This window comes from Alsobacter sp. P4_H11 (assembly GCF_056400925.1).
Map to the genome: position 1 here is coordinate 93,685 of NZ_JBFUKI010000006.1, position 22,534 is coordinate 116,218.

The following is a 22,534-nucleotide window of genomic DNA, read 5'->3' on the forward strand; positions in this document are numbered from 1 at the left end:
AAGCGCGGGTCGGATCAAGCGCGACGCAGCGCTGGGATGGGCATGGACCGGCGACGCAATGATGCTCCGCCATTGCGCCGGGTGACGAGCGGCAGGCTGATCGCGACCATGCGGCGCGCCACGGCGGCGCAGCGGTTCTCGTAGCCTTCGTCGGTGGCCAGCACGGCGCGCAACCGGGCCATTCCCTCGGGGTCGATCGCAAGAGCGTCGGCGCTCAGAATGGTCATCGTCGCCTCCAGGGCCGCCGGACAATCGTTCCGGTAGCCGTACTGTCCTCTTTCGGGCTCCAGGCCGGTGTGCGCGAGCGCACGTGGCGAATCGCCCGTTAAGAGAAAGTTGACGGCGCAATCGGACCGCCGAAGGGCGCAATTCTGTCCGCTTTCGGGCATCTCGGAATTGTTGCGCTGCCGCTGGCTAAATCGGCTCAGCCTTTGCCGAGATCGAGCTTCCAGTATTGGCCGACGAGATCCTTGCCGAAGCTGTGATGCCGCTCCTCGCCTTCGAGCCGGAAGCCCTCGCCCTCGTAGATCCGCCGCGCCGCATGCAGGATGTCGTTGGTCCACAGCGTCACGGACGCGTAGCCGGCCGTTCGCGCGAAGGCGAGGCATTCGCGCACCAGCCCGCGCCCGACGCCGAGCCCGCGTGCGGACGGCTCCACATACAGCATGCGCAGCTTGGCGGAGCCATTCTCGCCCTCCACCAGGAACACCGAGCCCAGCGTCTCGCCGGCGCGCTCGGCGATCCAGCAGCGCTCCCGGCCCGGCTTGATCTCGCGGATGAACTTCGCCGCGATCTCGGCCACGAGCGCCTCGAACTCTTCGTTCCAGCCATATTCCCGGGCGTAGAGCACGGCCTGGCGATGAATGATCCAGCCCATGTCGCCGGGCCGGTGCTCGCGATAGGTGACGTCCTGACCCGCCAAGGCACTTCTCCCGACGCTTCGGTGCTGAGCCGAATCATAGGCCCACCCGGGCGCGGCGCCACCCGCAAAGAAAAACCCCGGAGCGCGCGGCCCCGGGGTTGCTGCAGGCGGAGGCGCTTGGCCTCCGCCCTGACTACTCGTGGGACCTTACTGGTCCGAAGCGCCCGCGGGCTTGCGCGCCGCGCCGGCGGCGCCGCCGGAGGTCGAGCCGCCGCTCGCGGCCCCGCCCGCCTCGCCGCCCGACCGGCCGCCAGCGGCGCCTTCCGGATTACGGCTGCGGGTCGCACCCGTGGTGACGTCGGCCGGGGTCGAGCGACCCTGGGCACGCTGCGGCGAAGCCGCGCCGGTCTCGCGCTCGGCGGAGCTGGGCGAAGCCTGCCCGCCGCTGCGCTCGGCGCCCTGGCTGCGGGGCTCGCCCGAACCGGAGCGCTGAGCCTGGCCGGAACGGCTGTTCGGGCCCTTCTCGTCCGACGCGGCGGCCGAAGACGGGGCGGCGTTCGGCGAGCGACGCTCGGCCGAGTTGGTCCCGCTCTTCTGGCCGTCCTCCGTGGCCGACGACTTCGTCCCGGCGCCCGGCTCCTTGGCGTCGCGCTTGCGCTCGGCCGTGGCGTCGGTCTTGCCCTTTTCGCCCGCGCGCTCGGCCTGGCTGCGGTTGCGGTCCTTGGATCCGGTGTCAGCCTGCTCGGCCGCCGGCTTCGACTCGGTGGACTTGCCGTCGTTGGCCTTGCCGTTCGCGGCCGCGTTGGAGCGGTCCGTTCCGGGCTTCGCCGCCGTCGTGCTGCTCTTGTCATCGGCCGGCTTGCCGCTGGACGCCGCGTTGGAGCGCGTGTCGGTGGGCTTGGCGGCCGTCGTTCCCGCCTTGTCGTCCGTCGGCTTGCCGCTCGAAGCGCTCGAGGCCGGCTTGTCGGTGGGCGACGTCCGGTCGGTCGGCGCGGTGGCCGAGCCGCTCGGAGCGGCGTTGGGCTGCGTGGCGTTGCGGTTCGCGTCCGCCGACCCTGTCGGGGCCGCGCCCGGCTGGCGCTGCTGGTCGCCCGTCGCGGTGGTGGAGGACGAACCCGAGGTCGACGCCGCGCCTGACGCCGCGGCGCCGGAGGTCGTCGAATTGGTGCGCGCCTCGGTGGAGATCGACTGCACCTGCGAGGGCACCGGCACGGCCTCGGCCCGCGGCAGGTTGCGCGACTGGATGCGGATATTGGTTTCGCGCTCGATCACGCTCGGCTGGATCGCGAAGTTCACCGCGATGGAGCCGCGGCGCTCGACGCGGCCGATCGGCCGGGTCTCGGTGTAGATCTCGGTGACGCGCTCAGGCCGCACCTCGACCTCGGTGATCCGTTCGGCCGTAATGTTGCGGGTTTCCACGAAGGTCCACTCTTCCTCCTCGACCGTGGTGGTCGAGCCGCCGCCGCGGCGCGACGCCGTGGTGGTCGACTTCGTGCTCGTCCGGGTCGCGCGCGGCGCGTTCTCGGGCGGCAGCGGGCGCCAGCCCACATGCTGCTTGCTGCGGCGCCATTCCACCCAGGCCGGGGCCCATTCGGTGTCGGCGACCCAGACCCAACCCTGGCTCGGATCCTCGTACCAGCGGCCGTAGTGATAGGTCACCTCGGCCCAGGGCTCGTCGGATTCGAAGTACCAGCCGACCTTCTCGTTGAAGATCCAATGGCCGTTCGAATAGGGCTTCCAGTCGCGGCCGACATCGCGCGGCCGGAACACTTCGCCGAGCTTCTCGACGCGTGTGAATTCGCCGTTGTCACGCACGCGCTCGCGCAACTCGTCGATACTCACCTTCACATTGGCGCTGGCGCTCATGTCTGCGCCGTTCTGGCCCTGGCGGGACGAACCGGCCTGGGCGCTGTCCTGGTTCTGCGCGCCGGAACGCATGTCGCGCGCCTGGCCGGAGCGCGGCGCTTCGCCCTGTGCGGCGCTGTTGCGGGACGAGGAAGGCTCGGCGGAGCCGCCCGACTGGGCGCTGCGGCCGTTCTGGTCCTGGTTGCCGCGTCCGGAATTCTGGCTCATGCCGCTGCGGGCGGAGCCCTGGTCGGCGGCCGCGCCATTGCGGCGCATTTCGGTCGGGGCCGAGCCGGAGCTGGCCGAGCCGCCAGCGGTGGAACCGCCAGACGGGCTGGAGGCCGCCGAGCCGGCGGACCCGGCCGAACCGCCCGTCTGGGCCTGAGCGCCGAGGCCGGGGGTCATCACCACCGCGGCGGCGGTCAGAAGGGCGGCGAAAGCCGCGCCGGACAAGAATTGGCTGCGTTTCACGGGGGAGTCCTCCACCTGCTGTGTTCTTCGGACCCTTCAACGCGACTTTGCAGGTGTTGTTCCCCTAACCGAATCGGGGCGTGTGAGAGCCTGACCGGTTGTCAAGCGTCGTCGCCGCCGCACCCAGCAGTTCCGCCGGCGCATAGGGCTTGGCCACGAAGCGCGAGCCGGGAGCGCAGGAATCGGCCTGCAGGCGGGCGCGCCCGGATGCATAGACGATCGCCAGATCCGGCTGGACCAGCCGCGCCGCCCGCGCCAGCTCATAACCGTCCGGCCCGGGGCCGAGGTCGAGATCCGTCACCAGCAAATCGAAGCTGTGTTGGGAGAGAAGCAGGACGGCCGTCGCGGCGTCCGCCGCCTCGGTCACCGCATAGCCTTCTTCGGCGAGGATCTCGCCCGCCATCCAGCGCAGGAGGTCCTGGTCCTCGACCAGCAGCACCCGCCGGGGCTCGGAGTATCCCGCCATGCCGGCCGGAGCCGAGGCGGTGGGGCGGTGAAACGCGATCATGGGGCCTCCTCAGACGCGTTGTGCGGCGACGGTTCGACCGTCCCCTCACCAACTCGGGCCCCCGCCCGCCGTTCAGGCAGTTCATTAAACTTGTAACGACATGGTCAACGCCGGGTTAACCGTGCGGACAGATGCGGAGCCGGAGCTTTTTAAGCCTTCAACCGGGGAAGCCAGCTCCTTAGAGCCTCGTCCCGCATGCCTGACCAGAAAAGTGCCGAATGCCCATATCCCGAGGGCCCGGCCGGTCCCGCGCTCGACGTCCCTCATCCTGAGGAGCGTCGCTCCTCGGCGATGCGTCTCGAAGGACGAGGGAGACCAGGAGGCTGAACGCCTCGTGCAGGCTGATCCCTCGTCCTTCGAGACGCAGGCCGAAGGCGGCCTGCTCCTCAGGATGAGGGTATCGAGCGTGTTGAGAGACTTTCGGCCAGATTTTCAGGCTCTAACGCCCATATTTGAGGGGCGACCAGCTCGGTCCCGGCAAACCGGCGCTGGGTCGGGCCGGCCTGCGGACGATCAAAGCCCCAAACGGCATTCAGCCCGCGTCCGGTTTCCCGAAACGCGGGCTGATGGCCCGGCGCCCCCGCCAAATGAAACTCTGAGCCGCCTAGCGGTCCGTCTGCTTGGCCTTGGCCAGCGCGACGTGGTGCAGATGCTCGTGCGCGGCCTCGGGCAGGCGGAAGCCGAAGCCGCCGGCCATTTCGAGGCTCTGGCCGATGCGGCCATTCACGAAGCCCTCGCGCGGCCACCGCACATGGGTCGAAACGCCGAACTTGCGCTTGCTGACAGGCCGGCCAGAGGGATGCTTCTTGCTCACGCGCAGACTCCGAAGAACGTGCAAGAATTGTGAGCGAAACCACTCCGCGCGGCTATTAGGGGAAAGCCGTATTTCTCAATTTAATCAGCAACTTCCACCCAAGCTCAAGCTTAATTCGCCGGAAGAACCTTGCCCGGATTGAGGATGTTCTGCGGGTCCATGGCGGTCTTGATCAGCCGCATCAGGTCCACGGCCGCGTCGCCGTGCTCGGCGCGCAGGTATTTGGACTTGCCGGAACCCACCCCGTGCTCGCCCGTGCAGGTGCCGTGCAGCTCCAGCGTGCGCTGCAGGAGCACACCGTTGAGGCGTTCGGCCTCGGCAAGTTCGGCCGGGTCGTTCACGTCGATCAGGAAGCCCATGTGGAAATTGCCGTCACCCACATGGCCGAGGCTGGTGACGTAGAACGGCGCGTCCTTGGTCTGGTCGCGCATGTAGAGAATGAGCTCGCCGAGCCGCGAGATCGGCACGCAGGCGTCGGTGCTCCATGATTTCGCGCCGGGACGCATGGCCAGGCAGGCGTAGTGGACGTCGTGCCGCGCCTGCCAGAGCCGGCTGCGCTCCTCGGGCGTCGTCGCCCACTGGAAGTTCTCGCCGCCATTGCCGAGCGCCAGCTCACGCACGCGCTCGGCCTGCTCGGCGACGCCCGCCTCCGTGCCGACGAATTCGAAGAACAGCGTCGGCTTCTCGGGATAGTCGAGCTTGGCGTAGCGGTTCACCGCCACCATGCTCCTGTCGTCCAGGAACTCGACGCGCGAGATCGGGATGCCGGACTGGATCGTCTCGATGGCGGTCTGTACGGCCGCTCCGACATCCGGAAAGGCGCACACGGCCGCCGACATGGCCTCCGGGATGCCGTAGAGCTTCACCGTGACCTCGGTGATGATGCCCAGCGTCCCTTCCGAGCCGACGAAGAGGCGGGTGAGGTCGTAGCCGGCCGAGGACTTGCGGGCCCGGCTGGCGGTCTTCACCACTTGGCCGTCGGCCAGCACCACCGTGAGGGCGATCACATTCTCCCGCATGGTGCCGTAGCGCACCGCGTTGGTGCCGGACGCGCGCGTCGCCGCCATGCCGCCGAGGCTCGCATCCGCACCGGGGTCCACCGGAAAGAACAGGCCCGTGTCGCGCAGATAGGCGTTGAGCTGCTTGCGCGTGACGCCCGCCTGCACGGTGGCGTCGAGGTCTTCGGCGTTCACCTCCACGATCGCGTTCATGCGCTTCAGGTCGATCGTGATCCCGCCTTCCAGCGCCGCCACGTGGCCCTCAAGCGAGGTGCCGGTCCCGAACGCCACGATGGGCGCCCCGTGCTGGCCGCACAGCCGCACGATGGCGCTCACCTCGTCGGTGGTGAGCGGATAGCAGACGGCGTCGGGCGCGGCGTCCGCGTGGTAGGACTCGCCACGGCCATGGTGCTCGCGTTCGGACGCCGAAGTGGTGCAGCGCTCGCCGAGCAAATTCTTGAGCTCGGCGATGAGCGACGCGGTGCGGTCTTCCGGCAATCTCCGGCGCTGGACCTGCTGAGCCATGGCGTTGTCCTCGGGGGTGTTTTCGTTCCTCGCCATCCGGCCTAAGCAGCCCGCGCGGCCTTGGCAAGGCTGCAATTGGGCGCGGTCCCAGGCGCGCTTTGACCCGGTCCTGACAGCCACGCTAAAAGCGCGGCCCCATGGCGGCGACGCGATGGCGATTCCCTTCCGGCGGAGGTCCCATGCAATCCATCAACCAGCGTATCGCGGACGCCATCGCGTGCGAGGAGCGGCAGGTGGAAGCCGCAGTGGCGTTGCTGGACGGCGGCGCTACGGTGCCGTTCATCGCCCGCTACCGCAAGGAGGTGACGGGCGGGCTCGACGACGCCCAGCTGCGCACCCTGGAGGAGCGGCTGCGCTACCTGCGCGAGCTGGAGGAGCGGCGCACCGCGATCCTCGATTCGGTGCGCGAGCAGGGCAAGCTCGACGCCGCCCTGCAGCGCCAGATCGAGGAGGCCGACAGCAAGGCGCGGCTGGAGGACATCTACCTGCCGTTCAAGCCCAAGCGCCGCACCAAGGCGCAGATCGCCCGCGAGGCCGGGCTCGGGCCGCTGGCCGAGGGGCTGACCGCCGACCCGACGCGCGACCCGCGCCGCGAGGCGGAGCGCTTCGTCAGCGCCGACAAGGGCGTGGCGGGCGTCGACGAGGCGCTGGAGGGCGCGCGCTCGATCCTGGTGGAGCGTTTCTCGGAAGATCCCGAGCTGATCGGGCGCCTGCGCGAGGACTTCTGGACGCAGGGCCGCGCCGTCTCCAAGGTCCGCGACGGCAAGGCGACCGAGGGCGCCAAGTTCTCCGACTACTTCGACTACGCCGAGAAGCTCGCGCGGCTGCCGTCTCACCGCATCCTGGCGCTGTTCCGCGGCGAGAAGGAGGAGATCCTGGAACTGCGGCTCGAGGCCGAGCCCGAGCAGACCGGGCCCCTGTCGCAGCGCCAGCCCGGCGCCTTCGAGCTCGCGATCGCGCGCCGGTTCAACGTCGCCGACCGGGGCCGGCCGGCCGACAAATGGCTGATGGACTGCGTGCGCTGGGCCTGGCGCACCAAGATCGCGATGCATGTCGGGCTCGACCTGCGCATGCGCCTCTGGCAAGCCGCCGAGGACGAGGCCGTAAAGATCTTCGCCGGCAATTTGCGCGACCTGCTGCTCGCCGCCCCGGCCGGCGCGCGCGCCACCATGGGGCTCGATCCGGGCTTTCGCACCGGCGTCAAGGTCGCGGTGGTGGACGCCACCGGCAAGGTGGTCGACACCGGCGTGATCTACCCGCACGAGCCCCAGCGGCGCTGGGACGAGGCGCTGCGCACGCTGGGCGCCCTGGCGGCGCGCCACAAGGTGGAGCTGATCGCGATCGGCAACGGCACCGCCTCGCGCGAGACCGACAAGCTGGCGGGCGAGCTCATCGCCAAGTTCCCCGAGGCCAAGCTCACCAAGGTGGTGGTGTCGGAGGCCGGCGCCTCCGTCTACTCGGCCTCTGCCTTCGCGTCCGCCGAGCTGCCGGACCTCGACGTCTCGATCCGCGGCGCGGTGTCGATCGCTCGCCGGTTGCAGGACCCGCTGGCCGAGCTGGTCAAGATCGACCCGAAGTCGATCGGCGTCGGCCAGTACCAGCACGATCTCGCCGAACACAAGCTCTCGCGCTCGCTCGACGCCGTGGTGGAGGACTGCGTGAACGCCGTCGGGGTGGACGTCAACACCGCCTCCGCGCCCCTGCTCGCGCGCGTTTCCGGCGTCGGCGAGACGCTGGCGCAGAACATCGTCAGCCATCGCGACTCCACCGGCCCGTTCCGCACCCGCGCGCAGCTGAAGCAGGTGCCGCGGCTGGGGCCCAAGGCCTTCGAGCAATGCGCCGGCTTCCTGCGCATCCAGAACGGCGACGATCCGCTGGACCGCTCGGGCGTCCATCCGGAGGCCTATCCGGTGGTGAGGCGGATCATCGAAGCCACCAAGAGCGACATCAAGGTGCTGATCGGCAATGGCGCGGTGTTGCGCGGCCTCCAGCCCAAGGCCTTCACGGACGCGACCTTCGGCGTCCCCACGGTGACGGACATCCTCAAGGAGCTCGAAAAGCCCGGCCGCGATCCGCGCCCCGCGTTCAAGACCGCGACCTTCCAGGAGGGCGTCGAGACGCTGAACGACCTCCAGCCCGGCATGATCCTGGAAGGCGTAGTCACCAACGTGGCGGCCTTCGGGGCCTTCGTTGACATCGGCGTGCACCAGGACGGGCTCGTGCACATCTCGGCGCTGTCAAAGACCTTCGTGAAGGACCCGCGCGACGTCGTGAAGCCCGGCCAGATCGTGCGCGTGAAGGTGCTGGAGGTCGACAAGCCCCGCAAGCGCATCGCGCTGACGATGCGGCTGGACGACGCCGCCGAGCCGCGCCCGCCGCGCGACCGCGCCCCCGAGCCGGCCCGTCCGCACCGCTCCTCCCAGCCGCAGCAGCGCGCGCCGGACCGGAGCGCCGCGCCCGCCAACCCCTTCGCGGACGCGTTCCGCAAGGCCGGCATGGACAAGGGCCCGCCCGGCAAGCGCTGACGGCTGCGCCTTGACCGCAACCCTCGCGGGCGCCCATCATCCGCCCGGGAGGACCCATGGCCGAACCGAAGCCCTTCGGGACCGAGCCGTTCCGGCCCGGCGCCGGCGACACCAGCGCGCTGCGCGAGCCGGACCTCGCGCTGTTGCGCACCATCCTGGACAGCATCCCGGGGCGCGTCGCCTTCGTGGATTTCGAGAACCGCTACGTCTACGTGAACCGCGAGTTCCTGACGTTTCACAAGCGCACCGCCGAGGAGGTGATCGGCCGCGAAGTCCGCGAGGTGCTGGGCGACGCCGCCTACAACCAGGTGAGCGGATACAACGCCCGCATCCGCGCCGGCGAAATCGTGCGTTGGGAAGGCTGGATTACCTACGCGACCGCCGGGCGGCGCTACATCCAGCAGACCTACACGCCCTATTCGCCCGGCGGCGGCGCCCCGCAGGGCAACATCGCGTTCGGGCGCGACCTCACCGAGATGAAGGAGCAGGAGCGCGAGCTCGCCGAACGCACCGCCGAGATCGAGCGCCAGCGCGTGCGCATCGCCGAGATCGAGAAGCTCTCCGCCATGGGGACGCTGCTGGCCGGCGTCGCGCATGAGCTCAACAACCCGCTCGCGATCGTGCTGGCCCAATCCACGCTGCTGCTGGAGCGGGCCGCGAGCGACGACGTGAAGGCCCGGGCGGCCCGCATCCACGCCGCCGCGGAGCGCTCCGGCCGGATCGTTCGCAGCTTCCTTGCGATGGCGCGCGAAACCGCCCCGACCCGCCGGCCCGTGCTGCTGAACGACATCGTGGCCTCCGCGGTGGACGTGATGACGTATGGTCTGCGAGGCGCGTCCGTCGACGTGGACCTCGATCTCGCGCCGGACCTGCCGCCCATCAGCGCCGACGCGGATCTCCTGGGCCAGGTGGTGTCGAACCTGCTCATAAACGCCCAGCAGGCGCTCACCGAGCAGGCCAGCCCCCGCCGCGTGGTCGTGCGCACCCGCCGCGAAGCCGGCGGGGTGGCCCTGGAAGTGGAGGACAACGGTCCCGGCGTGCCCGAGCCGGTGGCGGCGCGGATCTTCGACCCCTATTTCACCACCAAGGCTCCCGGCGCGGGCACCGGCATCGGGCTCTCGATCTGCCGCAACGTCGTCACGGCCCATGGCGGCCAGATCGCGCTCGTCCGTTCGGCCGGCGGCGCCCTGTTCCGCGTCACCCTGCCGACCGGCGGCGGTGCCGAATAGCGCGGCTGGCCGCCTGCGCGCCAAGCTCGTTCAGCGGCGCTCGGCGCACAGCATGTAGTTGACCGCCATGTCGCCAGACAGCCGCCAGTCGCCGCCGAGCGGGTTGAACACCACCCCGGTCTGGTCGCGCACCGCGAAGCCGCCCGCGTCCAGCGCGTCGGCGAGTTCGGCCGGGGTGACGAACTTCTCCCACTGGTGCGTGCCCTTGGGCAGCCAGCCCAGCACATATTCGGCGCCCACGATCGCGAGCGCGAAGGCCCGCAGGGTGCGGTTCAGGGTGGCCATGAACAGGAGGCCGTCCGGCTTCACGGCCGCGCAGCAGCTTTCCACGAACAGGCGCACGTCCGCGACGTGCTCCACCACCTCCATGGCGAGCACCACGTCGAAGCGCGCGCCCTCGGCGACGAGTTCCTCAACGGTCGCGCGCCGGTAGGTCACCGGCGCGCCGACTTCCTCGGCATGCAGCCGGGCCACCTCCACATTGGTGGGCGCGGGATCGACGCCCGTCACGATTGCGCCGAGGCGCGCCAGCGGCTCGCACAGCAGGCCGCCGCCGCAGCCGACATCCAGGATCGTGACGCCGTCCAGCGGCAGCCCGGCGCGCGGATCGCGGCCCAGATGCTCCGCCACGGCGTCGCGGATATATTGGATGCGGACCGGGTTGAACCGGTGCAGCGTCTTCATGGCGCCGTTCGGGTCCCACCACGTGCGGGCGATGCGCTCGAAGCGGGCGACCTCGGCGGCGTCGATCGTTCCGGACGCGGACTGCATGGCGCTCATCCTTTCCTCCAACCCGTGGACGGCGACCATGCGCGGGCGTTGACAGCCCCAGGCGTCGCCGTCATTGAGTGTGCCGCCCTTTTCCGACGGCCGAAGCCTTGACGCAAGTCGCGCGCGGCCAGAACCGTTCAGCAACCCGGGACCCCGCATGGCCCGCCTCGTCATGAAGTTCGGCGGAACCTCCGTCGCCAACCTCGAGCGCATCAAGAACGTCGCCCGGCATGTCCGGCGCGAGGTCGAGGCCGGCTACGACGTCGCCGTGGTGGTCTCCGCCATGTCGGGCAAGACCAACGAGCTGGTCGGCTGGTGCAAGGAAGCCTCCACGCTCTACGACAATCGCGAATATGACGCCGTGGTGGCGTCCGGCGAGCAGGTTACGGCCGGCCTGCTGGCGATCGCCCTCCAGGACATCGGCTTCAAGGCGCGCTCCTGGCAGGGTTGGCAGATCCCGATCCTGACCTCCGACGCGCATGGCTCGGCCCGCATCGCCGGCATCGACGGCAAGAACCTGCTGGCGGGTTTCGAGGCCGGCGAGGTGGCGGTGATCTCCGGATTCCAGGGCGTGCATGAGGCGACGGGTCGCATCACCACGCTCGGCCGCGGCGGCTCCGACACCAGCGCGGTCGCGATCGCGGCCGCGATCGGGGCCGAGCGCTGCGACATCTACACGGACGTGGACGGCGTCTACACCACCGATCCGCGCATCGTCACCAAGGCCAAGCGCCTCGACAAGGTGGCGTTCGAGGAAATGCTCGAGATGGCGTCGCTCGGCGCCAAGGTGCTCCAGGTGCGCTCGGTGGAGCTCGCCATGGTGCACAACGTGCGCACCTATGTGCGCTCATCCTTTGACGACCCTGCCAACCCGCAGGCGGGAGCTCTCATCTGCGACGAGGAGGAGATCGTGGAACAGCAGATCGTCACCGGCATCGCCTATTCCAAGGACGAGGCCCAGATCACGCTCCGGCGCGTGGCCGACCAGCCGGGCGTCGCGGCCGCGATCTTCGTGCCGCTGGCCGACGCGAACATCAACGTGGACATGATCATCCAGGTCGTGTCGGACGACACCACCACGACGGACATCACCTTTACGGTGCCGACGGCCGATTTCGAGCGGGCGCGCGCCATTCTGGAGAATGCCCGCGAGAAGATCGCCTACCAGTCGCTGCAGGGCGCGACCGACGTCGTGAAGGTCTCGGCCATCGGCATCGGCATGCGCTCCCACGCCGGCGTCGCCGCCAAGGCGTTCCGGGCGCTCGCCGAAAAGGGCATCAACATCCGGGCGATCACCACCTCGGAGATCAAGTTCTCGATCCTGATCGACGCCGCCTACACGGAACTCGCGGTCCGGACGCTGCATTCGCTCTACGGTCTCGACAAGGCCTGAGCGGCGGCCGTCGGTCCCCGGCCTGGACTTTGCATTCAGGTCCGGTGCTAGGGTAAAGCTCTCGGGACGGCGGCGCCGTCCCAACACGATTCGCGGCCACGCTGGCGCTGCGGTCGGCTGAACGGTGAGGATGGTATGCGAGGCGCTCTCGGCGGTCCGCGCCTGTTGCTGCGACGCCTCCGCGAGGTCATGGCGGAGCCTGTCAGCGCGCAGGCTCGCCTCGACAAGATCGTCGTCCTGATCGCCTCCAACATGGTGGCGGAGGTCTGCTCGTTTTATGTGCTGCGAGCCGACGGCACGCTCGAGCTCTACGCCACCGAGGGCCTGAAGCGCGAGGCCGTCCACCTCACCACCATGCGGGCCGGCGAAGGCCTCGTCGGCCTGATCGCCCAGAAGGCGCAGCCCCTCAACCTGCCCAACGCCCAGTCGCACCCGGCCTTCTCGTACAAGCCCGAGACCGGTGAGGAGATCTACCAGTCCTTCCTGGGCGTCCCGGTTCTGCGCGCCGGCAACACGCTCGGCGTGCTCGTGGTGCAGAACCGCGCCCATCGCCTTTATTCGGAGGAGGAGGTCGAGGCGCTGCAGACCACCGCGATGGTGCTCGCCGAGATCATCGCCTCCACGGAATTCCAGACGCTCGCCCGCCCCGGCGCCGACATCGCGTTGCGTCGGCCGTTCAGCCTCATGGGCCAGCCGCTCTCGGACGGCGTCGGCCTCGGCCACGTGGTGCTGCACGAGCCCCGCGTGGTGGTGTCTAACCTCATCGCGGACGACCCGGCGCGCGAGACCCGGCGCCTCGAGGAGGCGGTCGCGGACCTGCGTTCCTCCATCGACACGCTGATCGACCGCGGCGACGTCTCGCATAACGGCGAGCACCGCGAGGTGCTCGAGACCTTCCGGATGTTCGCGCACGACCAGGGCTGGATCCGGCGCCTGCGCGAGGCGGTGGCGAGCGGCCTCACGGCCGAGGCCGCCGTGGAGCGCGTCCAGTCCGACAACCGCGCCCGGATGATGCGGCAGACCGACCCCTATCTGCGCGAGCGCCTGCACGATCTGGACGAGCTGGCCAATCGGCTGCTGCACCGGTTGGTCGGCCGCGACATGGTGGGCGGCCAAGCCGCCCTGCCCGAGAACGCCATTCTGGTGGCGCGCTCCATGGGGCCGGCCGCGCTGCTGGACTACGACCGCAAGCACCTGCGCGGCCTTGTGCTGGAGGAAGGCGGCCCCACCAGCCACATCGCCATCGTGGCGCGCGCGCTCGGCATTCCGGCTGTCGGCAATGTCGAGAACATCGCCGGCCTCGCCGAAACCGGCGACGCCCTGATCGTGGACGGCGGCGTCGGCCAGGTGCACCTGCGCCCGCAGCCGGACGTGGAAGCCGCGTTCCGCGAAAAGGCGCGCCTGCGCGCCCGCCGGCAGGAACAGTACCGCGCCCTGCGCGACCAGCCGGCCGTCACCCGCGACGGCGTGCGCATCGGCCTCAACCTCAACGCCGGCCTGGTGATCGACCTGCCGCATGTCGAGGAAGCCGGCGCCGACGGCATCGGGCTGTTCCGCACCGAGCTGCAGTTCATGGTGGCCGAGCGCCTTCCCTCCACGGCCGAGCAGCTGGCGCTGTACCGCACCGTGCTGGACGCGGTGCCGGGCAAGAGCGTCACCTTCCGGACGCTCGACATCGGCGGCGACAAGGTCCTCCCCTACATGCGCGCCATGGAGGAGGAGAACCCGGCGTTGGGCTGGCGTGCGATCCGCATCGGGCTCGATCGGCCCGGCCTCCTGCGGGCCCAGGTGCGGGCGCTGCTCAAGGCCGGCGGCGGCCGCGAGATGAAGATCATGTTCCCGATGGTCGCCACCGTGGACGAGTTCGCCCGCGCCAAGGCCATCGTGCAGCGCGAGATCGGCCATTTGGAGCGCCACGGCCACGAATTGCCGTCCGACGTGAAGCTCGGCGTGATGGTGGAAGTGCCCTCGCTGCTGTTCCAGATCGACGAGATGGCGCGCGAGGCCGACTTCCTGTCCGTCGGCTCCAACGACCTCATGCAATTCCTGTTCGCGGCTGACCGCGAGAACCCCCAGATGGCGGACCGCTTCGATCCGCTGCATCCGGCCTGCCTGCGGGCGCTGCGCTGCGTCGCCGAGGCGGGCGCGCGGGCCAATATCCCGGTGACGCTGTGCGGTGAGCTCGGCGGCAAGCCGCTCGAAGCCATGGCGCTGCTGGCGATCGGCTATCGCTCGCTGTCGATGTCGCCCGCCTCGGTCGGCCCCGTGAAGGCCATGCTGCTGTCGCTGGACCTCGAGGCGCTGGTCGAGGCCGCCAAGGATTGGCTGGACGACCGGGTCGCCGGCGAAACGCTGCGGCCGCAATTCGCCGCCTTCGCAAAGAAGCACGGCGTGGCGTTGTAGCGGGCCTTCCGAAGGCCCATCTGCCCGTCGCCACACCACCCGAGCGCCCATGTCCCTTCCGCTGCAGAAACTCGACGCCATCCTGGCGCGCCACGCCATGATCACCGACCGGCTCTCGTCGGGGCCGGATGGCGACACCTTCGTGACGCTGTCGCGCGAGCTCGCCGAGCTCGACCCCGTCGTGGAGGCGCTGCACGCCTACCGGGCCGCCGCCGCCGAACTCGCCGGCGTGGACGCCATGCTGGCCGACGCCGCGACCGATCGCGAGATGCGCGCCCTCGCCGAGGAGGAGCGCCGCGAGGTCGAGGAGCGCGTCGAGGCGCTCGCCCATCAGGTGCGCCTCATGCTGCTGCCGCGCGACGCCGCCGACGAGCGCGCCGCCATCCTGGAAGTGCGCGGCGGCACGGGCGGCGACGAGGCGGCTTTGTTCGCCGGCGACCTGTTTCGCATGTACCAGCGCTACGCCGAGCTGCACCGCTGGAAGGTGGAGGTGCTCTCCGCCAGCGAAGGCACGATGGGCGGTTACAAGGAAATCATCGCCGAGATCCACGGCCAGGGCGTCTTCGCCAAGCTCAAGTTCGAGAGCGGCGTTCATCGCGTCCAGCGCGTGCCCGACACGGAGGCGAGCGGCCGCATCCACACCTCGGCCGCCACCGTTGCGGTGCTGCCGATCGCCGAGGAGGTCGACGTTCACATCGACGACAAGGACCTGCAGATCGACACCATGAGGGCCCAGGGCGCGGGCGGCCAGCACGTCAACAAGACCGAGAGCGCGATCCGCATCACCCATCTGCCCACCGGCATCGTCGTGATGATGCAGGAGGAACGCTCCCAGCACCGCAACAAGGCCAAGGCCATGGAGCTGCTGCGCACCCGCATCTTCGACCAGGAACGGCAGAAGCGCGACAGCGAGCGCTCCGCCGATCGCCGCTCGCAGGTGGGCTCCGGCGACCGCTCGGAGCGCATCCGCACCTACAACTTCCCGCAGGGCCGCGTCACCGACCACCGCATCAACCTGACGCTGTACAAGCTCCCGCAGGTGATGGACGGCACCGCCCTGGACGAAGTCGTCGACGCGCTCACCACCGAGCACCAGGCGGCTTTGCTCGCCGCCCAGGACGGGTGAGACCCTGCCTGACCTTCACAATACCCTCATCCTGAGGAGCAGCGCCTTTTGGCGATGCGTCTCGAAGGACGAGGGTCAGGAGGGGTTCGCTACTTCGTAAAGCAATCAAAGGAGAGCGCCGCATGCGCGATGCCGACCTGATCCAACCCGAGACAACGCGGCTCGCCGCCCTGAAGCAGCTGGGCGAGGCCTTCCGCGAAGTCGGGATCGAGACCGCCCAACGCGACGCGCGGCTGCTGACGCTGGACGCCGCCGGGCTCACGCATGCGCAGCTGATCCAGGCGCCTCGCGAGCGGCTCGGCGACCAGGCCGCCGCCAAGCTTCGCGAGCATGTGCGGCGCCGGCTCACGCGCGAGCCGGTCGCGCGCATCCTGGGCGAATGGGAGTTCTGGAGCCTGCCGTTCACGCTTGCCCCCGACGTGCTGGTGCCGCGCCCCGACAGCGAGACCGTGGTGGCGGCGGCCCTGCTCGCCCTCAAGGAGCGCCGCCACGCCAGCGATGGCCTGCGCGTTCTGGATCTCGGCACGGGCTCGGGCTGCCTCCTCGTGGCGCTGCTCACCGAGCTGAAGGGCGCAACCGGCGTCGGCGTCGACCTCGCCCCGCAGGCGGTCGAGACGGCGCGCTTCAACGCCGCCCGCAACGGCGTGGCCGACCGGGCCGAATTCCTCGAATCCGACTGGGCGCAGGCGATAACGGGCCAGTTTGACCTCGTGGTCTCCAACCCGCCCTACATCGCCAACGCCGTGATCGAGGGGCTGGAGCCAGAGGTGAAGCAGCACGATCCCCGTCTGGCGCTCGCCGGCGGCCCCGACGGGCTCGACGCCTACCGGGCGATCGCGCAGGCGCTTCCGGCCATTCTCGCCCCCGGCGGCGTGGTCGCGCTCGAGATCGGCTCCGACCAGGCCGAATCCGTGCCGGCCATCTACCGGGAGGCCGGCTACGCGGTGGAAGGTCCCTTTGCGGATTTCGGCGCGCGCCCGCGCGCGATCGTGCTCCGCCGGCCGTAACACGCCCTCCGTCATTGCGAGCCGCAGGCGAAGCAATCCAGTCGCAGGGGGTTGGCCGCGGCCGGAACGTCGTTCTCCACCGCCCGGCTCCTGGATTGCTTCGCTGCGCTCGCAATGACGGCGGTGAACCGTGACATTGGTCAGAATACAGAAGTGCGCCGAAGACACAGGCCTTGAAATTCCGGAGAAAAGACCGATCTGACGAGTGGAAAGCGCTTGGCCTGCGGGCACGAAGCGACTAGGGTGACGGCCAATGACGTCGTCGGGCGACGCCGCGCACTGCGCAGGCCAGCACCGTCGAGATCGCTCCCTTTGAGGATCAGCCGGCAGGTTTAGCCACGGGATCGATCTCCGGGACTTCAAGCACGACTCCAGAAGGGTCTTGCGTCGGTCCGATGACAATCTCCGGAAACGGAAGCGCCTCTTCGCTCGCCAGCATGCGTCGGAGAGAGGGCGACCGCACCGCGCGGACGATACGCGCAGCAGCGACGGAAGGGCTTCGTAAGCCTCGAGTGAACCCTGACCACTGAACAAAGAGCAGCGACCCGCAGGGGCTCGGTCTCGCAGCGGCGGTCCGGCATGGACAATGCACACCACTGAAGGACGTTCGATGAGACCTAATCATCAGAACAATAACAACAACAACAAGCAGCGTATGCGCGGACGCAACCGTGGCGGCGGCAAGGGGCCGAATCCTTTGTCGCGGAGCTATGAGTCGAACGGCCCGGACGTGAAGATCCGCGGCACGGCCCAGCACATCGCCGAGAAATACTTGCAGCTTGGCCGCGACGCCAACGCCTCCGGCGATCCCGTGCAGGCGGAAAGCTACTACCAGCACGCCGAGCACTATCTGCGCCTGATCGCGGCCGCGCAGGAGCAGTTCCGGATCCAGAACCCGAACTATCGTCCCTTCGAGGTCAACGATCCCGATTCCGATCTGGACGACGAGGACACCACCCCGTATGCGGGCGGCCCGCAGCCGGACGTGCGCTTCCCGCAGGGGAACGACCAGGATGGCGGGCAGGACTACCAGCCCCGTCAGGACCAGCCCCGGCAGGACTATCAGCCTCGCCAGGATTACCAGCCGCGGCAGGATTATCAGCCCCGCGGGTTCCAGCCGCGCGAGCGTGGCGAGAACCGCGGCGACCAGAACCGCGGCGACCGCGAGTTCCAGCCGCGCCAGCCGCGCGAGCCGCGTGGCGATTTCCAGCCCCGGCAGCAGCGCGAGGGCGGCGAGCAGGGCGAGCGGCAGTTCCAGCCGCGCCGCGATCGCGAGCAGCGGGACTACCAGCCGCCGCGCGAGCAGCCTCAGCCGCAGACCCGCGAGCCGGCTGTTGACGCTCCCCAGGCCGAGCAGCCGCGCGAGCAGCGCGAGTTCCAGCCGCGCGAGCGCTTCCCGCGCCGCGGCCGGCCCGAGCGCCAGGATCGTCCGGAGGCCCGCGCCGAGGGACAGGATCGCCCCGAGCGGCAGGAACGCCCTGAACGGCAAGAGCGCCCCGAGCGGCAGGATCGCCCCGAGCGTCGCGAGCGCGCCGAGCGTCCGGCCCCGGAAGCCGCCGAGCAGACCGCCCTGCCGGCCTTCATCACGGCCCCGGTGCGCGTCGCGATCGCGCCCGAGCCCGAGCCGCAGCCGGCCGCCGAGGCAGCCCCGACTGCGCCCACCGAGGACGCCTTCGCGGTCCGTCCCCGCCGCCGTCGCGTGACCAAGAAGGCCGACGAGGCCCCGGCCGACGCCCCCGCCGGGGAGTGAGCCGACCGGACCTCTGCTGATCTGAAACCCGCCGGACATTCCGGCGGGTTTTTTGTTGCGATGAGTGCGACGGTGCAGGCTCGCGCGCCCTTCTCCCCCCGGGGAAAGGTGTCGGCGAAGCCGACGGATGAGGGACTGGCGCCAGGCGTTTCCCTCAGCCCTCAAACCGTCCGCTAGACCCTCATCCGGCCCTTCGGGCCACCTTCTCCCAGGGGGAGAAGGGGAGCGCAACAATCCCCCGGCGTGACTTCCCGCCCAGGTTCGGCTAAGCACCCCGGCATGTTCAAAGGCCTCTATCGCTGGACGCTGTCGCTGGCCGAGAGCAAGCGCGCCGAATGGGCGCTTGCCTTCATCGCCTTCGCGGAAAGTTCGTTCTTCCCCATCCCGCCCGACGTGGTGCTCGCGCCGATGTCGCTCGCCAAGCCCGCAAAGGCGTGGCGCTATGCGGCGATCTGCACGGTGTCGTCAGTGGTCGGCGGCATCCTGGGCTACGCCATCGGGGCGCTGCTCTATGACACGGTCGGGCAGTGGCTGATCAACCTCTATGGCTACGGCGCCAAGATGGAGCAGGTGCGCGAGGCTTACGCCAAGTGGGGCGCGCTGCTGATTCTCGTGAAAGGCGTCACGCCGATCCCCTACAAGCTCGTCACCATCGTGTCGGGCCTGCTCGCGTATAATTTCCCGCTGTTCGTTCTGCTGTCGATCATCACGCGCGGCGCGCGGTTCTTCATCCTGGCCGGGCTGCTGAACCGCTTCGGCGATCCAATCCGCCATTTTCTGGATCGTCATTTCGCCGTGTTCATCGGCGCAATCCTGTTCTTCATCGTGTTCGGGTTCTGGATCGCCGCGAGGCTCGTGTGATGAACGCCGTGGATGTCGCCGCCTCCCGCTCCGCCGGGCCGCTCGCAACGCTCACGCCGGCCCGCGCCGCGCTGGCGGTGGGCCTTGCGGCGGCCGCCACGGTGGGCGGCGCGCTGGTGCTGGAGCACGCGTTCGGGGTGAAGCCCTGCGAGCTCTGCCTCGTGCAACGCATTCCCTATTATGTCGGCGCGCCCTTCGCGCTGCTGACGGCCTTGGTGGCCTCCCGGCGTCCCCGCAACCTGTTCACCACCGCGATGCTGGCCTCGCTGGCGTTGCTGTTCCTGATCAGCGCCGGGCTCGGCGCCTACCATGCGGGCGTGGAATGGAAGTTCTGGGCCGGCCCCCAGGACTGCACGGGCGCGGTCGTGAAGCCGGCCGCGATGGGCGACTTCCTGAAGCAGCTCGAAACCACCAAGGTGATCCGCTGCGACGAGGTCGCGATGCGCATCCTCGGCCTGTCCCTGGCCGGGTGGAACGCCGTGATCTCGGTCGGCCTCGCGCTGCTGGCCGGCCATGCGGCCTGGCGCACCCGCGCGCGCGTTCTTTGAAGCACGCAGCCAACCGGCCAGCTTGACGCCCGCCCGTCGCGGGCGCTCCCATCAGGCGTGATCCAGAGTTGCGTTCTCCGCAGGCGAACGCATCCCGGCGCCCCTAGCGTGGTGGAAATGCCACACCTATCTAAGCCTCGGGACGTTCGCCTCCGGGAGGGAGCGCTCCGTCGGAGCGCATGATCCGCGCCCATTGGGGCGGACGAAAACGCGCGGCCGCAGGAGGACGATATGGATTTCGAAAAATACACCGACCGCGCCAAGGGCTTCGTGCAGGCGGCCCAGACCATCGCGATGCGGGATGGCCATCCGCAGCTCGCGCCCGAGCACATGCTCAAGGCTTTGCTGGACGACAATGAGGGGCTGGCCGCCGGCCTCGTGTCCCGCGCGGGCGGCGACGCCAAGGCGGCGCTGCTGGGCGTCGACCAGGCGCTCGCCAAGATGCCGAAAGTGTCCGGCGCAGCCTCGCAGCCGCAGCCGACGCGCGACCTCGTGCGCCTGTTCGACACGGCCGAGAAGATCGCCCAGAAGTCGGGCGACAGCTTCGTGACGGTGGAGCGCCTGCTGCTCGCGCTCGCGACCGAGAAGGACATGGAGGCCGGCAAGATCCTGGCCCGCGCGGGCGTCACGCCGCAGAGCCTCAACGGCGCCATCAACGAGCTGCGCAAGGGCCGTACGGCCGACAACGCCTCGGCCGAGAACGCCTATGACGCGCTGAAGAAATACGCCCGCGACCTCACCCAGGCGGCCCGCGACGGCAAGCTCGACCCGGTGATCGGCCGCGACGAGGAGATCCGCCGCGCCATCCAGGTGCTGTCGCGCCGCACCAAGAACAACCCCGTGCTGATCGGCGAGCCCGGCGTCGGCAAGACCGCCATCGCGGAAGGCCTGGCGCTGCGCATCGTCAACGGCGACGTGCCGGAAAGCCTCAAGGACAAGCAGCTGCTCGCGCTCGACATGGGCTCGCTGATCGCCGGCGCGAAATACCGCGGCGAGTTCGAGGAGCGGCTGAAGGCCGTGTTGAACGAGGTGACGTCCGCCGAGGGCGGCATCATCCTGTTCATCGACGAGATGCACACGCTGGTCGGCGCCGGCAAGGCGGACGGCGCCATGGACGCCTCCAACCTGCTGAAGCCCGCGCTGGCCCGCGGCGAGCTGCACTGCATCGGGGCGACCACGCTCGACGAGTATCGCAAGCACGTCGAGAAAGACGCCGCCCTGGCGCGGCGCTTCCAGCCCGTGTTCGTGAGCGAGCCCACCGTCGAGGACACGGTGTCGATCCTGCGCGGCCTGAAGGAGAAGTACGAGCTTCACCACGGCGTGCGCATCACGGACGGGGCCATCGTGGCGGCTGCGACGCTGTCGAACCGCTACATCACCGACCGCTTCCTGCCCGACAAGGCCATCGACCTCGTCGACGAGGCGGCGTCGCGGCTGCGCATGCAGGTCGATAGCAAGCCCGAGGAGCTGGACGAGCTCGACCGGCGCATCGTGCAGCTGCGCATCGAGCAGGAGGCCTTGAAGAAGGAAACCGACCCGGCCTCCCGCGACCGGCTTGGCCGCCTGGAGACGGAGCTTGCCGGCATCGAGGAGAAATCCGCGGCGCTGACGGCCCGCTGGAAGGCCGAGAAGGAAAAGCTCGGCAGCGCCCAGAAGCTCAAGGAGCAGCTGGAGCAGGCCCGCACCGAACTCGCCAACGCGCAGCGCCGCGGCGAGTACCAGCGCGCCGGCGAGCTGACCTATGGGGTGATTCCGGAGCTGGAGCGCACCCTGAAGGAGGTCGAGGGCCGCGAGAACACCGCCCTGGTGGCCGAGGCCGTCACCGCCAACGACGTCGCCCAGGTGGTGTCGCGCTGGACCGGCGTGCCGGTCGACCGCATGCTGGAGGGCGAGCGCGAGAAGCTGCTCAAGATGGAGGAGCAGATCGGCAAGCGCGTCGTCGGCCAGGCCGAGGCGGTCGCGGCCGTCTCCACCGCCGTGCGGCGCGCCCGCGCCGGGCTGCAGGATCCGAACCGGCCCATCGGCTCGTTCATGTTCCTCGGCCCGACGGGCGTCGGCAAGACCGAGCTCACCAAGGCGCTCGCGAGCTTCCTGTTCGACGACGAGACCGCGCTCGTGCGCATGGACATGTCCGAATACATGGAGAAGCACTCGGTCGCCCGGCTCATCGGCGCGCCTCCGGGCTATGTCGGCTACGAGGAGGGCGGCGCCCTCACGGAAGCCGTCCGCCGCCGGCCCTACCAGGTCGTGCTGTTCGACGAGATCGAGAAGGCGCACCCGGACGTGTTCAACGTCCTGCTGCAGGTGCTCGACGACGGGCGCCTGACGGACGGGCAGGGCCGCACGGTGGACTTCCGCAACACGCTGATCATCATGACCTCCAACCTCGGGGCGGAGTTCCTGGTGAACCAGCGCGAGGGCGAGGACACGGATGCGGTGCGCAACGAGGTGATGAGCGTGGTGCGCTCGCATTTCCGGCCGGAATTCCTGAACCGGGTGGACGAGATCATCCTGTTCCACCGCCTCCAGCGCGACCAGATGGGCGCGATCGTGGACATCCAGCTCAAGCGCCTGCAGAAGCTCCTCGACGAGCGCAAGCTGGTGCTGGAGCTCGACTCCTCGGCCCGCGACTGGCTGGCCGCCAAGGGCTACGACGCCGCCTACGGCGCCCGCCCGCTGAAGCGCGTAATCCAGAAGAACGTGCAGGACCCGCTCGCCGAGCTGATCCTGTCCGGCTCCATCAAGGACGGCGAGCACGTGCCCGTGTCGGCCGGCCCGGATGGCCTGGTGATCGGCGACGTGCTGGTCGCCCCGGACGCCCCGCCCAAGGGCGCGCTGCTTAACTGACCCGAAAAGGCCCGGCCCTCCCGCCGGGCCTTTTTGCTTTCGCCGCGCTAA

16 protein-coding genes and 1 pseudogene are annotated in these 22,534 nt (G+C 69.6%); 10 read left to right on the plus strand and 7 right to left on the minus strand.

The genetic code is table 11. The annotated features are described in order from the left end of the window. Positions 1-14 precede the first annotated feature (14 nt). From AC1DSZ_RS11980 to AC1DSZ_RS12005, 6 genes and pseudogenes are all read right to left on the minus strand, one after another. On the minus strand, positions 15-227 hold the full coding sequence (locus AC1DSZ_RS11980; protein WP_476838598.1) for a hypothetical protein: 213 nt from the start codon (positions 225-227) through the stop codon (positions 15-17). 197 nt (positions 228-424) lie between these two features. Then, positions 425-883: pseudogene (locus tag AC1DSZ_RS11985) on the minus strand (GNAT family N-acetyltransferase); the annotation flags it as partial. 186 nt (positions 884-1,069) lie between these two features. Then, the gene (locus AC1DSZ_RS11990; protein WP_476838599.1) at positions 1,070-3,178 is read right to left on the minus strand and encodes a DUF6600 domain-containing protein; all 2,109 of its coding nucleotides are present in this window, start codon (positions 3,176-3,178) and stop codon (positions 1,070-1,072) included. Between the two features lie 64 nt (positions 3,179-3,242). Further along, positions 3,243-3,686: a response regulator gene (locus tag AC1DSZ_RS11995; protein ID WP_476838600.1), complete on the minus strand. Its 444-nt coding sequence runs from the start codon at positions 3,684-3,686 to the stop codon at positions 3,243-3,245. A 604-nt stretch (positions 3,687-4,290) separates the two neighbouring features. Further along, positions 4,291-4,500: a hypothetical protein gene (locus AC1DSZ_RS12000; RefSeq protein WP_188519990.1), complete on the minus strand. Its 210-nt coding sequence runs from the start codon at positions 4,498-4,500 to the stop codon at positions 4,291-4,293. 110 nt (positions 4,501-4,610) lie between these two features. Further along, positions 4,611-6,023: an FAD-binding oxidoreductase gene (locus AC1DSZ_RS12005; RefSeq protein WP_476838601.1), complete on the minus strand. Its 1,413-nt coding sequence runs from the start codon at positions 6,021-6,023 to the stop codon at positions 4,611-4,613. Between the two features lie 179 nt (positions 6,024-6,202). Between AC1DSZ_RS12005 and AC1DSZ_RS12010 the strand changes: the two genes are divergently transcribed. Further along, a complete protein-coding gene (locus AC1DSZ_RS12010) occupies positions 6,203-8,548 on the plus strand; it encodes a Tex family protein (protein WP_476838602.1) in 2,346 nt (781 codons plus the stop codon). A gap of 56 nt (positions 8,549-8,604) precedes the next feature. After that, the gene (locus AC1DSZ_RS12015; RefSeq protein WP_476838603.1) at positions 8,605-9,777 is read left to right on the plus strand and encodes a sensor histidine kinase; all 1,173 of its coding nucleotides are present in this window, start codon (positions 8,605-8,607) and stop codon (positions 9,775-9,777) included. 30 nt (positions 9,778-9,807) lie between these two features. On the opposite strand, the gene ubiG is transcribed toward AC1DSZ_RS12015, so the two are convergent. After that, on the minus strand, positions 9,808-10,548 hold the full coding sequence (gene ubiG / locus AC1DSZ_RS12020) for a bifunctional 2-polyprenyl-6-hydroxyphenol methylase/3-demethylubiquinol 3-O-methyltransferase UbiG (RefSeq protein ID WP_476838867.1): 741 nt from the start codon (positions 10,546-10,548) through the stop codon (positions 9,808-9,810). Positions 10,549-10,705: 157 nt separating this feature from the next. Between ubiG and AC1DSZ_RS12025 the strand changes: the two genes are divergently transcribed. The 8 genes from AC1DSZ_RS12025 to clpB all read left to right on the plus strand — a co-directional run bounded on the left by AC1DSZ_RS12025 (position 10,706) and on the right by clpB (position 22,483). Next, on the plus strand, positions 10,706-11,941 hold the full coding sequence (locus AC1DSZ_RS12025) for an aspartate kinase (protein WP_476838604.1): 1,236 nt from the start codon (positions 10,706-10,708) through the stop codon (positions 11,939-11,941). A gap of 135 nt (positions 11,942-12,076) precedes the next feature. Next, positions 12,077-14,344: a phosphoenolpyruvate--protein phosphotransferase gene (gene ptsP, locus AC1DSZ_RS12030; protein ID WP_476838605.1), complete on the plus strand. Its 2,268-nt coding sequence runs from the start codon at positions 12,077-12,079 to the stop codon at positions 14,342-14,344. Positions 14,345-14,393: 49 nt separating this feature from the next. Then, the gene (gene prfA, locus AC1DSZ_RS12035; protein ID WP_476838606.1) at positions 14,394-15,470 is read left to right on the plus strand and encodes a peptide chain release factor 1; all 1,077 of its coding nucleotides are present in this window, start codon (positions 14,394-14,396) and stop codon (positions 15,468-15,470) included. A 122-nt stretch (positions 15,471-15,592) separates the two neighbouring features. Next, positions 15,593-16,477 carry a peptide chain release factor N(5)-glutamine methyltransferase gene (gene prmC / locus AC1DSZ_RS12040; protein WP_476838607.1) on the plus strand — a complete coding sequence of 295 codons (885 nt, stop codon included), beginning with the start codon at positions 15,593-15,595 and terminating at the stop codon, positions 16,475-16,477. Between the two features lie 610 nt (positions 16,478-17,087). Continuing rightward, entirely contained in the window at positions 17,088-18,227 is a 1,140-nt protein-coding gene (locus AC1DSZ_RS12045) for a DUF4167 domain-containing protein (RefSeq protein ID WP_476838608.1), read from the plus strand. Positions 18,228-18,506: 279 nt separating this feature from the next. Then, positions 18,507-19,088 carry a YqaA family protein gene (locus tag AC1DSZ_RS12050; protein WP_476838609.1) on the plus strand — a complete coding sequence of 194 codons (582 nt, stop codon included), beginning with the start codon at positions 18,507-18,509 and terminating at the stop codon, positions 19,086-19,088. After that, complete coding sequence (locus tag AC1DSZ_RS12055) at positions 19,088-19,636, plus strand: disulfide bond formation protein B (RefSeq protein WP_476838610.1); 549 nt, start codon at positions 19,088-19,090, stop codon at positions 19,634-19,636. The genes AC1DSZ_RS12050 and AC1DSZ_RS12055 overlap by 1 nt, the downstream gene beginning before the upstream one ends. A 231-nt stretch (positions 19,637-19,867) precedes the next feature. After that, on the plus strand, positions 19,868-22,483 hold the full coding sequence (gene clpB, locus AC1DSZ_RS12060) for an ATP-dependent chaperone ClpB (protein ID WP_476838611.1): 2,616 nt from the start codon (positions 19,868-19,870) through the stop codon (positions 22,481-22,483). Positions 22,484-22,534 lie beyond the last annotated feature (51 nt).

Bases quoted from the DNA above. Each gene is read 5' to 3' on its own strand.
- AC1DSZ_RS11980 (WP_476838598.1), bottom strand. From the start codon at position 227: ATGACCATTCTGAGCGCCGACGCTCTTGCGATCGACCCCGAGGGAATG.
- AC1DSZ_RS11995 (WP_476838600.1), bottom strand. From the start codon at position 3,686: ATGATCGCGTTTCACCGCCCCACCGCCTCGGCTCCGGCCGGCATGGCG.
- AC1DSZ_RS12005 (WP_476838601.1), bottom strand. From the start codon at position 6,023: ATGGCTCAGCAGGTCCAGCGCCGGAGATTGCCGGAAGACCGCACCGCG.
- AC1DSZ_RS12010 (WP_476838602.1), top strand. From the start codon at position 6,203: ATGCAATCCATCAACCAGCGTATCGCGGACGCCATCGCGTGCGAGGAG.
- AC1DSZ_RS12015 (WP_476838603.1), top strand. From the start codon at position 8,605: ATGGCCGAACCGAAGCCCTTCGGGACCGAGCCGTTCCGGCCCGGCGCC.
- ubiG (WP_476838867.1), bottom strand. From the start codon at position 10,548: ATGCAGTCCGCGTCCGGAACGATCGACGCCGCCGAGGTCGCCCGCTTC.
- AC1DSZ_RS12025 (WP_476838604.1), top strand. From the start codon at position 10,706: ATGGCCCGCCTCGTCATGAAGTTCGGCGGAACCTCCGTCGCCAACCTC.
- ptsP (WP_476838605.1), top strand. From the start codon at position 12,077: ATGCGAGGCGCTCTCGGCGGTCCGCGCCTGTTGCTGCGACGCCTCCGC.
- prfA (WP_476838606.1), top strand. From the start codon at position 14,394: ATGTCCCTTCCGCTGCAGAAACTCGACGCCATCCTGGCGCGCCACGCC.
- prmC (WP_476838607.1), top strand. From the start codon at position 15,593: ATGCGCGATGCCGACCTGATCCAACCCGAGACAACGCGGCTCGCCGCC.
- AC1DSZ_RS12045 (WP_476838608.1), top strand. From the start codon at position 17,088: ATGAGACCTAATCATCAGAACAATAACAACAACAACAAGCAGCGTATG.
- AC1DSZ_RS12050 (WP_476838609.1), top strand. From the start codon at position 18,507: ATGTTCAAAGGCCTCTATCGCTGGACGCTGTCGCTGGCCGAGAGCAAG.
- AC1DSZ_RS12055 (WP_476838610.1), top strand. From the start codon at position 19,088: ATGAACGCCGTGGATGTCGCCGCCTCCCGCTCCGCCGGGCCGCTCGCA.
- clpB (WP_476838611.1), top strand. From the start codon at position 19,868: ATGGATTTCGAAAAATACACCGACCGCGCCAAGGGCTTCGTGCAGGCG.